This is a genomic window from Oleidesulfovibrio vietnamensis, from assembly GCF_055388115.1.
Genome location: NZ_AP042419.1, coordinates 68,603 through 82,523 on the forward strand (window position 1 = coordinate 68,603; position 13,921 = coordinate 82,523).

A 13,921-nucleotide genomic window follows, 5' to 3' on the forward strand; every position below is an offset into this window, starting at 1 on the left:
TACTGGCCGCATTAATCCTTCCCGCACGGAAGTCCGTGTACTCTGTTTGTCTGGTTACCTCCACCTGACAGCGGCGTGTACCCTACACAAGGCTACTATACAAGCCTATGGAGAACACAAGAGATTGTCTAGACTTTTTCCACAACTATAACGCCACGTTCGCCGGGCCTTTCAGTGCAGGCAGCAAGCTTGTTAAAAACCCTTAAATCTGATATGTTTCTAAGGTTGGATTGTACTGCTCCGGCATGCTGTAATTTTCTTTTGCCCATGCCATGCCGTCCCGCATTTAAAAATACATAATTTGCAATAGATACGTGTTAAAAAAAGCGCTGCGCCAACACTTCAGGCAGTCCTGCACCGAACAGGATCTGCACCGGTGGTTTGATCCGCTGGATATCACCCTGGCCGATGAAAAACGGCTTGAGGTGCGTTTTCCGCATCGTTTTTTTGCGGAATGGTTTTCCACTCAGGTGCAGGGCCGTTTCGAGTCAGAACTGAACACATTCATGGGAGAAGGCACCACTGTGGAATACACCACAGGCTGCTGCCCCGTGCTGTCTTCGTCTCCCCTGCCGCCGGCCGCCGTTTCCAAAAAGCTTTCGGCACCTTTCGGCCGCGAATACACGTTCGAGACATTCATCTCCAACAAGCGTAATTTCTTTCCTGTTGCTTCGGCGCGCGAACTGGCCAGACAGGAAGAAGAAATACGTTACAATCCCTTTGTTCTCTGCGGCCCCGCAGGCAGCGGAAAAACCCACCTGCTGCGCGCCATAGCAAACGAGCTGAGCAAGACTGTAGATAAAAAACATATTTTTATCAGCACAATAGACGATTTAGGAACACTGTTTAGTAACAATGGTTCCGGCGATCCGGCACAGGTGCGCCAGCAGCTTTCGGCATGTCACTATCTGCTGCTTGACGACCTGCACCGCCTGCGCGAACAGCCCCAGTTGCAGGATGAGCTGACAGTGCTGTTCAACAGTTTTTACGACCGGCAGAAGCAGATGGTATTCACCTGCCCCGGCAAGCTGTCAGAACTTGATTTTCTGGAAACCGGCCTGCGGTCGCGTCTGGAATGGGGACTTATTGTCACCATGAAGACCCCCGATCTTGAAATACTGGTCACGTTTATCCAGCGGCAGTGCAAGCTTCACAAACTGCAGCTTGCCAAAGAGCATGTTTTCACGCTGGCACAACGTTTCCGCGATTTCAGACATCTGCAGGGTGTGCTTAACAGACTTACCGCCTACCGCGATCTTGTTAACCGCACACTGGCTGATACTGATTTCGAGCAGGTGCTCAGCCATACCGAAGCCGGTGCCGGCCGCCCGCTGACAGCAGACAGAATAATAGCCCTGTGCGCAGGACGTTTTTCACTGCCGCCAAAGGATGTCACCGGCGACAAACGCCACCAGAAAGTGGTTCTGGCGCGTCAGGTTGCCATGTACCTCTGCCGCGAACTCATGGGCAGTTCATACCCTGTTCTTGGCCGGACTTTTGGTGGTAAGGACCATTCAACGGCGATGTATGCTGTTAAAAAAATAAAGAAAATGATAGATAGTGACAAAACGACCAGGCAGTTGGTCACAGAGTTGAAGAAACAGTGTCTATCCGGTGCGGAATAACCGCCGCCGGCCATGGCACTGTCAATACAGTTCGTATAAACTCACAATACAGGCACTTAAAATAATCATACATAAAAAGTAGTTATGCAGGTTGCCTACATAGGAACCGCCCCTACTACATAATACAAAGGGAGAATACCTTATGTATTTAAAAGTTTTCAAAGAGGACGTGATCGACGGACTTCAGAAAGCAGCCAACATCATTCCCGCCAAAACAGGAGCGGCTTATCTGCGTTCCATCTGGCTGAAAGCTGAAGCGGGTATGGTGCATGTTCTTTCCACCGACTCCAATATCGAGTTCAGAGGATCGTATAAGGCGGAAGTGACCGAGGAAGGTCTTGCCGGAGTTCAGGGGCGTGCCTTTGTGGATCTTATCCGCAAGCTTCCTGCCGGAGAGATCACCCTGCATCTTGACCCCAAGACCGGTACGCTGGGCATTGAACAGGGACGCCGCAAATATACGCTGCCCACCAATGACACCGCATGGTTCCAGAATTTTTCTGATTATCCGGAAAGCGGCAGTGTTTTCTGGTCCGGTGATTTTCTGCAGGAACTCATCGACAAGCTGTCTTTCTGCATAAGCGACGAAGACACCATGGAAGCCATTGCCTGCATGAGCATGAAACCCCGTCAGGACAACGCCATTGAAGCCTGCGGACTGAACGGCCACCAGTTTGCCATGCAGCGGTTCCTCAATGACGATATTCATGCGCTGCTGCCTGCCGAAGGCATTCTGGTGCAGAAAAAATATCTTATGGAGCTGAAGAAATGGCTCGGTGCCGATGAGATAGAACTGAACATTGACAACAAGCGTCTTTTCTTCCGCACGGGTGATAAGCGTGAAACATTCAGTTTGCCTCTTTCGTATTACCAGTATCCGGACTATACCAGCTTTGTTTCCAAACTGAGCACACCCGATGCCGGAGCGCTGGAAGTAAACCGCAAGGATATGATGGCCGCTCTGGACCGCGTGCTTATTTTCAATACCGACAACAACCGCTGCACCTACTTTGATCTTGAAGCAGGTGAAGTTTCTCTGTCCTCTCAGGGACAGGAGGTCGGCTCCGCGTCCGAATCGCTGGAAGGCACCTACGACGGCAGCCTTAAGCGCATAGCCTTTCCCACGCGTAATCTTATCGAGATAATGAACCACTATCAGTCGGACTCCATGCGCTTCACGCTGACCGGTACCGAAGGCCCCTGCGGTCTGACCGGTGAAAACGACCCCGACTATCTGGTAATCGTCATGCCCATGAAGATAGTGGAAGAGACGTACTACAGCGAGGAAGAAGTCTAAATGACCAACGAGACACAAAAGCAGAGCTACGACGCGGCGAACATCACCGTTCTTGAGGGGTTGTCCGCTGTGCGCATGCGCCCTGCCATGTACATAGGCAGCACTGACAGCCGCGGTCTGCACCATCTGGTCTACGAAGTGGTGGATAACTCCATCGACGAAGCCATGGCGGGATACTGCGATAAAGTCACCGTGAAGCTGCATCTTGATAACAGCGTGACCGTTATCGATAACGGACGCGGCATTCCCGTGGACATCCACCCGAAAGAAGGCCGTCCCGCGGTTGAAGTGGTCATGACCGTGCTGCATGCCGGCGGCAAGTTCGACAACGATTCGTACAAGGTGTCGGGCGGGCTGCACGGGGTGGGTGTTTCGTGCGTGAACGCCCTTTCCGAATATCTCGAAGTTACCGTGCGTCGTGACGGGTATAAATATCATCACCGCTTTGAACGCGGTGTGCCGGTCAAGGAACTGGAGCGCGTCGGAGAAACCGACCTGCGCGGCACCACCATCCGCTTCCGTCCGGACGAAGAAATTTTTGAGACCAATCAGTTTTCCTTCGATATCCTCAAAAAACGCTTTGAGGAGCTCGCGTACCTCAATCCCGGGCTCGAGGTCGAGTTCATAGACGAACGTACCGGAGATACCGCCTCGTTTCATTACGAGGGGGGTATCCGTGAGTTTGTGAAGAACCTGAACTCCGGCGAAGGCGGGGTGCACTCCATCATTTTCGCTTCGGGCGAATCGGATAACGTGATGGTGGATTTCGCGTTGCAGTACAACGCGGGGTACAAGGAAAACATGCTCACCTTTGCCAACAACATCCGCACCAAGGAAGGCGGCACGCACCTTGCCGGCTTCAAGACCGCGCTCACAAGGGCCATCAACAACTACATCCAGAACTCCGACCTGCCTAAAAAGCTCAAGGTCAAACTGTCGGGTGATGATGTGCGGGAAGGTCTGACCGGCGTTGTCAGTGTTAAACTGCCCAATCCGCAGTTTGAAGGGCAGACAAAGACCAAGCTGGGCAACAGCGAGGTGGCGGGTATTGTCTCCGGTCTGGTGTATGAAAATCTCAACACCTATTTCGGCGAAAACCCCAAAGATGCCAAGCTGATCATAGAAAAGGCCGTGGATGCCGCCCGTGCACGTGACGCCGCCCGCAAGGCGAAGGATCTTGTACGGCGCAAAGGGGCGCTTTCCGACAATGCCCTGCCCGGCAAGCTGGCTGACTGCCAGAGCAAGGATCCCTCTGAATCCGAACTGTTCATCGTGGAAGGTGACTCCGCAGGCGGTTCTGCAAAACAGGGGCGCAATCCTTCCACTCAGGCCATTCTGCCGTTGCGCGGTAAAATTCTGAACGTGGAAAAGACCCGCTTTGACAAGATGCTGGCCAACAAGGAAGTCAAGGCTCTCATCACGGCCATGGGGGCGGGAATAGGCGAAGAAGACATCGACTACGGCAAGCTGCGGTACCACAAAATCGTCATCATGACCGACGCCGACGTGGACGGTGCCCACATACGCACGCTGCTGCTGACGTTCTTCTATCGCCAGTATCCCGAGCTGATAGACAGGGGGCACCTGTATATCGCCCAGCCGCCGCTTTTCCGTGTGTACAACAGCAAGTTCGAGCGGTTTATCAAAGATGAAACCGAGCTGAACACCTATCTGCTGGAACGCATTGCCAAAGACGTCGTCATCGAGGCGCATAACGGCATGGAGTTCCGTGAAACGCAGATACTCGACCTGCTGAAAGCCATACGGTTCATCAATGCCAGAATTGCCGACGTGGAAAACGTGGGAATAGGCCGCAATCTCTTTCTCGCGTTTCTTGAATACGGCGAAAAACTGTCGCCCCAGTTTTTTGAGACGCCTGAATTCAACGGCTTCGGAACGTATCTGCAGGAAAAAGGCTATTCCGTGCAGACCAGCGTTGACGAATCCGGACTGGAACGCCGTGTGTACCTGGAATTTGAAGACAGCAACGGGCACAAGACCCGCATCGGCAACGAGTTCTTCAACTCCAAGATGTACAAACAGCCTTACGATTCGATGGCCGACATGCGCCGCATCTGCGGCGGATTCTCGTTTGTGGTGGACCGCAAGGGCGAACGGACCGAAGTGGAAAACATCTTCGTTCTGCTGGACCATGTGCTGCAGGAAGCGCGCAAGGGTATAAACATCCAGCGGTATAAAGGTCTGGGCGAAATGGATGCCGAACAGCTTTGGGTGACCACCATGAACCCCGAAAACCGCGTGCTGCTGCAGGTACAGGTGGATGACGCGGAAGAGGCCAACGAGATATTTGAACAGCTCATGGGCGACAGGGTTGAACCGCGCCGCGAATTCATCGTGCGTAATGCCCTGAGCGTTCAGGAACTGGATATTTAACACACCCGAGAGGCTTCAGAAGTGTCCAATCAGGTTACCATCGAAGACGAGCTTAAGAAGTCATATCTTGAGTACTCGCTGAGTGTTATTATAGGCCGCGCCATTCCCGATGTGCGCGATGGCCTGAAGCCCGTGCACCGGCGCATCATGTTCGCCCAGCACGAGCTGGGCAACGGGTATAACCGTGCGCCGAAAAAATCGGCCCGTGTGGTCGGTGACGTTATCGGTAAATACCACCCGCATGGCGATTCCGCCGTGTACGATGCCCTTGTGCGCATGGCACAGGATTTTTCCATGCGCGACCCGCTTGTCACCGGTCAGGGCAACTTCGGTTCCATTGACGGCGATTCCGCGGCAGCCATGCGTTATACCGAAGTGCGCATGTCGAGACTCGCTTCGGAATTCATGGCCGATATAGACAAGGAAACCGTCGAGTTCCGCCCCAACTATGACAATACCCTGCAGGAACCCGCGGTGCTGCCCACCAAGGTGCCCAACCTGCTGCTTAACGGCTCTTCGGGTATTGCCGTGGGTATGGCCACCAATATTCCGCCGCACAACCTCGGCGAACTGGTTGACGGCCTGCTGCTGGAACTGGACTCTCCGGAATGCACGGTGGCTGATCTTGCCGGGCTGGTCAAAGGGCCCGACTTTCCCACTGGCGGCTTCTGCTACGCGGGCAGAGGACTGCGCGATGCGTATGAAACAGGACGGGGCACTGTTAAAATCCGCGGCCGTGTGGAAGTGGAAGAACGCAAAAAAGGCTTCCAGTCCATTGTCATCCGCGAAATACCCTATGCGCTGAACAAGTCATCGCTTGTCGAAAAAATAGCCGCGCTGGCCAACGAACGCAGGATAGAAGGCATAACCGACCTGCGTGACGAATCTGACAGACGCGGTATCCGCGTGGTCATAGACCTGAAGCGCGGCACCATTCCCGAAATCGTCATTAACCAGCTGTATAAATATACTCCGCTGGAGACGTCTTTCGGCATCAATATGCTGGCTGTGGTGGGCAACAGGCCCCAGCTGCTTACGCTGAAAAAGGTCTTTGAGTGCTTTTTGCAGCACCGGCGCGAAGTCATTATCCGCAGAACGCACTATGACCTGCGCAAGGCCGAAGCCCGTGCCCATATTCTGGAAGGTCTGCGTATCGCGCTGGATAACATCGACGAAGTGGTCGAACTTATCCGGGCATCCAAAACACCGCCGGAAGCAAAAGAACGGCTCATGCAGCGGTTCTCGCTTTCCGAAGTGCAGGCTCAGGCCATTCTTGATATGCGTCTGCAGCGTCTTACCAACCTCGAACACGAAAAACTGATCGAGGAATACCGCGAGCTGCTTAAAAAGATCGAATACTTCAAGTCCATTCTGGAAAATGAAGAAGTGCTGCGCGGCGTTATCCGTGACGAGCTTAAAGAGCTCAAGGAAACATACGCCACCCCGCGGCGGACCGAAATGCTGGAAGATGAACTTGAAGGAATAGACATCGAGGACCTTATTCCCGATGAGGATGTGGTCATCACACTGTCGCGGCGCGGGTACATCAAGCGTACTCCGCTGGACAGCTATCAGCAGCAGCGCCGCGGCGGTAAAGGCATTGCCGGTGTGCATACCGGCGATGGTGACTTTGTGCAGGATTTTCTGGTGACTACAAACCACCAGTACCTGCTGCTGTTCACCAACAAAGGGCGCATGTTCCAGCTTAAGGTGCATCAGGTGCCCGAAGGCAGTCGTACCGCCAAGGGAATGCACATCAACAACCTGCTGCCCATGGAAGAAAACGAATGGGTGAACACCGCGCTGACTATCCGTGAATTCACGGAAGAAAAGTATTTCCTTTTCTCCACCCGTAAAGGCATGGTCAAGCGCTCCAGCGCATCGCTGTATGCCAAGGCCCGTCGTACAGGGCTTATTGCCGTGGGGCTGCGTGAAGGAGATGAGCTTATCATGGTGCGCGAGGTGGATGACAACTGCGAAGTTGTTCTGACCACCGAAAAAGGTATCGCCATACGCTTCGGCTGCGGCGATGTGCGCCCCATGGGGCGTTCCGCTACCGGCGTCAAAGGCATTGCGCTGAGTCAGGACGACAGTGTGGTGGCCTGCGTTACCGTGCAGGGCGGACTGGAATCGGAAATAATGACCGTTTCGCGGTACGGATACGGCAAACGGACACTTATCGATCGGTACCGTGTACAGAGCCGCGGCGGTAAAGGTGTCATCAACTTCAAGGTGACACCCAAGACCGGTGAAGTGCTGGGCGCCATGACCGTAGTGTCCAACGACCAGCTGATTCTGCTTACCTCCACCAACAAGATTATCCGCATAGGTGTGAAAGAGGTCCGCAGTGTGGGCCGCGCCACACAGGGCGTGCGTCTTGTCTGGCTGGACGAAGGCGACCATGTGGTCGGCTTTGACAGAGTTTCGGAGCAGGAACAGGAACAGCTTGACGATTAGGCGGGCATAATGCTGCAAAGGCAGACTGTTGCGCGTTGCGCACTGTGCATTACTGTCATGCTTTGGGCCTTTTTTTCATGGGGCTGCAAAGAAAATGACGGCCGTGCCGACCTGCTCGCTCTGGCGCGTACCGCCTTTGCCGAAAAGCAGTACATAGAGGCCGAGCGCCATTACGAACGTTATCTGCAGTTGTATCCCCATGCGGAAAACCGCTGGGAGGTATGGAACAAGCTTGTGGAGATAGCGCGCGGAGTGCGCGGAAAGCCTTCAGCGGCGGCAGAACTGCTTGAATCCATGTATCTTGAATTCGGGCTTGAGCCGCAGCGGGCGCAGTCTGTACTTCATGATCTTGCTTCGCTGTATGAAGAGCTGCACCGGCGTGACAGAGCGCTGGAAGTGTGGCTGAAGTATCAGACTCTGCCGGATCTGTCAGACCGGCAACAGGCCGAAGCGCACAGGCGCGCGGCACGGATATACCGGGACCGCGGCGAATACGATCTTGCGCTTGAATCCCTGCGGGCCTGTCTGGATATGGAACTGCCTCAGGATATGCACGCCCGCTGCGTGTACGAACTGGCACAGACCGATATCTACATGAACAACTACCGCAGAGCCGAAAGCCTGTTGCGTGAGCTGCAGGGCATGACCGCAGCCGAAAGCACTGTGCGCGCTCTGGGCATGCTGGCACTCGCCGATGTGCTGCAGCATCAGAAGCGTTACGCAGAAGCGCGCAACGTCCTGAAGGGAATTCAGGACAGCTATCCTAACCCGCAGGTCATAGAAACACGCCTGCGCATGCTGGATGACAAACTGAACCGCTGAATCCCGCAGGCCGCTCCGGTACATCCGGAGCGGCCTTTTCTCTTTCTCCGCTTCTTCCTCCGGTTGGCAAGGTCGATCATCTCCCTGCCTGCCGGAGGCTGTTTATTTTTGTTTCAGATTTTGTATGTCTCTGACGGGCAAGGGGAATGATTCCCCTTGCATCCCCCATTGCGCCCGGCGCGGTCCGGTCAGCTGTGCGCTTGCGGGCGTACGGGGCGGCATCACCGGTCCGGCGCAAGGCAGTACAGCGCGCCGCAGGCGTATCTGCGGAACATGCAAGGCGCGCACTGAGGGTGCAGGGAGGTCAGCTCACTGCCCGCCGGAGGCTGTTTATTTTTGTTTCAGGTTTTGTATGTCTCCGACGGGCAAGGGGAATGATTCCCCTTGCATCCCCCATTGCGCCCGGCGAGGTCCGGTCAGCTGTGCGCTTGCGGGCGTACGGGGCGGCATCACCGGTCCGGCGCAAGGCAGTACAGCGCGCCGCAGGCGTATCTGCGGAACATGCAAGGCGCGCACTGAGGGTGCAGGGAGGTCATCTCCCTGCCCGCCGGAGGCTGTTTATTTTTGTTTCAGGTTTTGTATGTCTCCGACGGGCAAGGGGACTGATTCCCCTTGCATCCCCCCTTGCGCCCGGCGAGGTGCGGTCAGCTGTGCGCTTGCGGGCGTACGGGGCGGCATCACCGGTCCGGCGCAAGGCAGGACAGCGCACTGCAGGCGTATCTGCGGAACATGCAAGGCGCGCACGAGGGTGCAGGGAGATCATCTCCCTGCCCGCCGGAGGCTGTTTTTATTTCAGGTTTTGTATGTCTCCGACGGGCAAGGGGAATGATTCCCCTTGCATCCCCCCATGCGCCCGGCGCGGTCCGGTCAGCTGTACCCTTTCGTGCGTACGGGGCGGCATCACCGGTCCGGCGCAAGGCAGGACAGCGCGCCGCAGGCGTATCTGCGGAACATGCAAGGCGCGCATTGAGTGTGCAGGGAGATCATCTCCCTGCCTGCCGGAGGCTGTTTTTATTTCAGGTATTTTTATGTCTGTGACGTGTATGACGTCCCTGCGGCTTTACTTGTCGGGAACTGGTATTGACCCATGCGGCGCTTGTGATAGTTTTTTTCTTCACCGTAAGGGGTAGCGCATGTGGGATGAAAAGCACGTTCAGAGATACGAAGCCTGGTATGCGGGCAAAGCCGGCAGTTTTGCCCTGCGTCAGGAAAAGCGTCTGCTGGAGAATCTGATTTCCGGCTGGCCGCGGCGTGGGCGTTCGCTGCTTGAGGTGGGCTGCGGTCCGGGATATTTTCTGGAAATGTTCTGGGAAGCCGGTCTGGACGTGACGGGGCTTGACCGTTCTTTGGCCATGCTTGATGCCGCCCGGGCGCGCATGGGCAACCGTGCCCGGCTGGACGTTGGTAACGGCGAGCATCTGCCGTATGAAGATAACCGGTTTGATTATGTGGCATTGCTGGCCAGTCTTGAGTTCATGGAGAATCCGCAGGCTGCTCTTGAGGAGGCAATCCGGGTTGCGGCGCGTGGTGTTGTAGTGGGCTTTCTGAACAGCTGGAGCCTGTATTATGCGTTGTCCGGCCGTAAGCGCTTTCCGGCATCGGGCACGTTGCAGGCGGCGCAGTGGTATTCTCCGTACAGGATAAGGGCCATGCTGCGGGAGGCTGCCGGTAATAAGCCCATGACCTTGCGCTCTGTGTTGCCGGGACCTGTTGTCACATGGCGCGATGTGCTGATTTTCCGTCTGTGCAATGGCTGGGTTTCTCCGCTGCCGTTTGGCGGATTTGCGGCCGTGCGGCTTGATCTGGTTAATATTGCGCCTGTTACGCCGATCATGGCCAAGGCGAAGTCGGTAAAACCGGTGCCCAGCGGATAATGGACAGGCAGGAATGTTTCTGAGCGGGGAATCCCGCTTTTTTTATGCCGGTGGTGCGCGGATGAAGGAGCGATGAGGGGATGTGCTGTTTATCAGCGGCACAGGCTGATTTTGAGGCATGCTTGTTTTTGACAAGACTCGGGCTATGGACTACAGAAGGCTGTTTCACCGGTGTGCCGCGCTTTCGTGGCGGTGGTGCAGCACCGTGACAACGTAATTTGTCTGTATGGATTGCCAGCTATGAGTAATGTAAAGAAAATAAAAGGTTTTGCAGACCTTTTTTCACCGGAAAGCGACGTGTTCACCTTTATGGAGAATACGGCACGCGATGTGTTTTCATCCTATGGCTACGGAGAGTTGCGCACGCCTATTCTTGAGCGCACGGAACTGTTCTGCCGTTCCATAGGCACGGAAACCGACGTGGTGCAGAAGGAAATGTATACGTTTCCTGACCGGAAAAACCGGTCTCTGACCATGCGGCCGGAAGCGACAGCCGGAGTGATGCGGGCTTATATCGAAGGTTCGCTGCATAGTCAGGAGCAGGTTTCAAAGCTGTTCACGTTTGGTCCCATGTTCCGGTACGAGCGTCCGCAGAAGGGGCGCATGCGGCAGTTTCATCAGATCAACTGCGAATGTCTCGGCCCGCAGGAACCGTATGCAGACGCGGAAATAATCCTCATGCTGCTGATGTTCCTCAAGCGCATAGGTTTGTCCGGCCTTGAGCTGCAGATCAATTCACTGGGCTGCCGTGAGTGCCGTCCGCAGTATCATGCGGCACTCAGGGCGTTTCTGGCGTCGCTTGATACGGCAGAACTGTGTGAAGACTGCCGCAGGCGCATGGAAACAAACCCCCTGCGCGTGCTGGACTGCAAGGTGCCGCGCTGTAAAGAGCTGACAGCGGATGCTCCGGTGATACTCGACCATACCTGCGATGCCTGTTCGGAGCATCATTCCGTGGTGCTCGGCATGTTGGAGCGTGCCGGTGTGGTGTATACGGCAAACCCCCGTCTGGTGCGCGGTCTTGATTATTACAACCGCACCACATTTGAAGTGGTATGCGGCGAAATAGGTGCACAGTCTTCCGTTGCCGGTGGCGGCCGGTACGACGGTCTTGTGTCGCAGCTGGGCGGTCCCGATGTGCCGGGCATCGGCTTTGCGTGCGGTATGGAACGTCTGGCGCTGGCGCTGGAGCAGAAGGCGCAGCGCGAAGTGCCGCGTCCTGATTTTCTGGTGGCAGTGCTGGAACAGGACGGTCTTGAGCGCGGAATGATGCTGGCTGAGGCCCTGCGCGAAAGCGGGCTGAAAGGTGAAGTCAGCTTTGCCGCCCGCAGCATGAAAAGCCAGATGCGGCAGGCCGGAAAACGCAATGTACGCAAGGTGCTGCTGCTGGGCGGCAGCGAGATTGCCGACGGTACAGTTACCGTGAAAGACATGGACACCGGCGGGCAGACGACAATTTCCCTGGACGCAGCACCCGGTGCTGTGGCTGACTGATTAACTTTTTTCGACAGTATCTTGGCGGGGTCGGATGCCCGCCGGAAACAGAGGTATACTTCATGAGCGACCAGAATTTGGACATTCAGCAGGATCACCAGAAATATGTGGAGTCTCTTGGCGATTGGGCGCGCACCAATACGTGCGGTGAGCTGAATGCCAATGCCATCGGGTCCGAAGTGTGCCTGATGGGCTGGGTTCAGTTTCGCCGTGACCACGGCGGCCTTATTTTTATCGATCTGCGCGACCGCAGCGGCCTGACACAGGTTGTGTTCAGCCCCGATGTCAGCGTGGACGCGCATGAGCGCGCTCACGTGCTGCGTTCCGAATACGTGCTGGCCGTGCGCGGCACTGTGCGTCCCCGCCCTGAAGGCATGGTGAACCCCAATATGAAGACGGGTGAAGTGGAAGTGTATGTTTCCGAGTGGAAACTGCTGAACACCTCCAAGACTCCTCCGTTTCAGGTGGAAGACCGCGTTGAGGCCAGCGAAAACCTGCGCCTTGAATACCGCTATCTCGACCTGCGCCGTCCTCGGCTTGCCCGCAACTTCCAGCTGCGCCACCGTGCCACGCAGGCTATCCGCAATTATCTTGACCAGCTGAACTTTCTGGAAGTGGAAACCCCGTATCTCACCAAATCCACTCCTGAAGGTGCCCGCGATTTTCTGGTGCCCAGCCGTATGAATCAGGGAGAATTTTACGCGCTGCCGCAGTCTCCGCAGATTTTCAAGCAGCTTCTGATGGTGGCCGGTATGGACCGCTATTATCAGATTGTGCGCTGTTTCCGCGACGAAGACCTGCGTGCCGACCGTCAGCCCGAGTTCACTCAGGTGGATATCGAGATGAGCTTTGTGGACGAAGAACGCGTGCAGTCCATGGCGGAAGGATTGATGGCGAGGGTTTTCAAGGAGACTCTGGGCATTGATGTGGCGCTGCCTTTCCCGCGTATGCCGTACGATCAGGCCATTGCCGAATATGGTCTGGACAAGCCTGACACCCGCTTTGATCTGCGCCTCAAGGATGTGACGGATATCCTGCGCGGTTCCGGATTCCGGCTGTTTGCCAAGGCGGAACTGGTCAAAGCCATGCGTGTGCCCGGCGGTGCCGTGCTTTCGCGCAAGGAAATTGACGACTTCACCGAGTTTGTGAAGGTTTATGGTGCGCAGGGGCTTGCGTGGATAAAGATTAAGGAAGACGAATGGCAGTCGCCCATTGCCAAGTTCCTTTCCGATGACGAGCGCGCCGCACTTACGACGGAACTGGGGCTGGAAACGGGCGATATCGTGTTCTTTCAGGCTGCTTCGCCCGACGTGGTCAATAACTCGCTGGGATACCTGCGCCTCAAGGTGGCCGACAGGTTCGGGCTTATTCCCGAAAACAGCTACAATTTCCTGTGGGTGACTGATTTTCCCCTGTTTGAATACTCGCCCGAAGATAAGCGCTATGTGGCCTGCCACCATCCTTTCACTGCGCCTCAGGTAGGCCACGAAGAACTGATGGTCAGCGATCCGGCCAAAGCCCGCGCCCGTGCATATGACCTTGTGCTCAACGGCAACGAAGTGGGCGGCGGATCCATACGCATCCACAGTCGCGAAGCACAGGAACACATGTTCCGCGCTCTGGGCTTTGATCCGCAGGAAGCCGAGGAACAGTTCGGTTTTCTCATGCAGGCGCTGGAACTGGGCGCACCGCCTCATGGCGGCATAGCCTTCGGCATGGACCGTCTGGTCATGCTGCTGGCGGGCTCCGCATCCATCCGCGATGTCATAGCCTTCCCCAAAACACAGAAGGCAACCTGTCTGATGACGCATGCCCCTGATCAGGTAGCGGCAAAACAGCTGCGCGAGCTTGGCATCAGACTACGTGAAAAACAGGAAGCGTAATAACCATGTACGCCCCGGCGGAAAACCGCCGGGGCGTTTTGTACGCTGTGCCGTGTCGCCGGCATATTGAAGTGT

8 protein-coding genes are annotated in these 13,921 nt (G+C 55.7%); all 8 read left to right on the plus strand.

Features of this window, described 5'->3' with window-relative positions; translation table 11 throughout:
* Window positions 1-314: 314 nt before the first annotated feature.
* The 8 genes from ACZ5D1_RS00320 (at window position 315) to aspS (ending at window position 13,846) form a co-directional block, all read left to right on the plus strand.
* Window positions 315-1,625, plus strand: a complete 1,311-nt coding sequence (locus tag ACZ5D1_RS00320) for a DnaA ATPase domain-containing protein (protein ID WP_027182658.1) — start codon at window positions 315-317, stop codon at window positions 1,623-1,625.
* 142 nt (window positions 1,626-1,767) lie between these two features.
* Window positions 1,768-2,922: a DNA polymerase III subunit beta gene (gene dnaN, locus ACZ5D1_RS00325; RefSeq protein WP_011366206.1), complete on the plus strand. Its 1,155-nt coding sequence runs from the start codon at window positions 1,768-1,770 to the stop codon at window positions 2,920-2,922.
* On the plus strand, window positions 2,923-5,316 hold the full coding sequence (gene gyrB, locus ACZ5D1_RS00330) for a DNA topoisomerase (ATP-hydrolyzing) subunit B (protein WP_027182659.1): 2,394 nt from the start codon (window positions 2,923-2,925) through the stop codon (window positions 5,314-5,316). It begins immediately after the preceding gene.
* A 21-nt stretch (window positions 5,317-5,337) separates the two neighbouring features.
* A complete protein-coding gene (gene gyrA, locus ACZ5D1_RS00335) occupies window positions 5,338-7,773 on the plus strand; it encodes a DNA gyrase subunit A (RefSeq protein ID WP_027182660.1) in 2,436 nt (811 codons plus the stop codon).
* Between the two features lie 57 nt (window positions 7,774-7,830).
* Window positions 7,831-8,595 (plus strand): tetratricopeptide repeat protein, encoded by a 765-nt coding sequence (locus tag ACZ5D1_RS00340; RefSeq protein WP_158303348.1) that lies wholly within the window; start codon window positions 7,831-7,833, stop codon window positions 8,593-8,595.
* Window positions 8,596-9,728: 1,133 nt separating this feature from the next.
* Entirely contained in the window at window positions 9,729-10,469 is a 741-nt protein-coding gene (locus tag ACZ5D1_RS00345; RefSeq protein WP_464555553.1) for a class I SAM-dependent methyltransferase, read from the plus strand.
* A gap of 240 nt (window positions 10,470-10,709) precedes the next feature.
* Window positions 10,710-11,963, plus strand: a complete 1,254-nt coding sequence (gene hisS / locus ACZ5D1_RS00350) for a histidine--tRNA ligase (RefSeq protein WP_011366211.1) — start codon at window positions 10,710-10,712, stop codon at window positions 11,961-11,963.
* Window positions 11,964-12,025: 62 nt separating this feature from the next.
* On the plus strand, window positions 12,026-13,846 hold the full coding sequence (gene aspS / locus ACZ5D1_RS00355; protein WP_011366212.1) for an aspartate--tRNA ligase: 1,821 nt from the start codon (window positions 12,026-12,028) through the stop codon (window positions 13,844-13,846).
* The last annotated feature ends 75 nt before the right edge of the window (window positions 13,847-13,921 follow it).

What these genes read in the sequence shown, in the direction of transcription:
- dnaN (WP_011366206.1), top strand. Translation starts at nt 1,768, where the DNA reads ATGTATTTAAAAGTTTTCAAAGAGGACGTGATCGACGGACTTCAGAAA.
- gyrB (WP_027182659.1), top strand. Translation starts at nt 2,923, where the DNA reads ATGACCAACGAGACACAAAAGCAGAGCTACGACGCGGCGAACATCACC.
- ACZ5D1_RS00340 (WP_158303348.1), top strand. Translation starts at nt 7,831, where the DNA reads ATGCTTTGGGCCTTTTTTTCATGGGGCTGCAAAGAAAATGACGGCCGT.
- ACZ5D1_RS00345 (WP_464555553.1), top strand. Translation starts at nt 9,729, where the DNA reads ATGTGGGATGAAAAGCACGTTCAGAGATACGAAGCCTGGTATGCGGGC.
- hisS (WP_011366211.1), top strand. Translation starts at nt 10,710, where the DNA reads ATGAGTAATGTAAAGAAAATAAAAGGTTTTGCAGACCTTTTTTCACCG.
- aspS (WP_011366212.1), top strand. Translation starts at nt 12,026, where the DNA reads ATGAGCGACCAGAATTTGGACATTCAGCAGGATCACCAGAAATATGTG.